General features: G+C 64.0%; 1 protein-coding gene. It reads left to right on the forward strand.

The features are described from left to right. Positions 1-286 (forward strand): EamA family transporter (locus tag P0G09_RS20655; protein ID WP_342760591.1); only part of this gene is annotated, 286 nt, incomplete at both ends.

Genomic DNA, 286 nt, shown 5'->3' on the forward strand with positions numbered 1-286 from the left:
GTACTGGTACTGGGCGGCAGCCTGCTGCTGGAGGGCAGGCTCCCCGCCATGCCCAAGGGGAAGATCCTGGCCGAATGCTGTGCATTGGGCCTGTGGCAGACCACAGCGCCGTATGCCTTTTTCTACAGCGCTGTTGCCCTGCTCACCGGTGCCTTTGGGGGCATCCTGAACAGCACCCAGAGCTTTCTGGGGGTCATCTTTGCCCATGTCCTTTACGGCAGGGCTGACCGCATGACCCCGGCCAAGGCGCTGGGCTGCGGCATCGGCTTTGCGGGCGTTCTCATCG

Source organism: Faecalibacterium sp. DFI.5.82, from assembly GCF_029076575.1.
GTDB classification, from domain to species: domain Bacteria; phylum Bacillota; class Clostridia; order Oscillospirales; family Ruminococcaceae; genus Faecalibacterium; species Faecalibacterium duncaniae.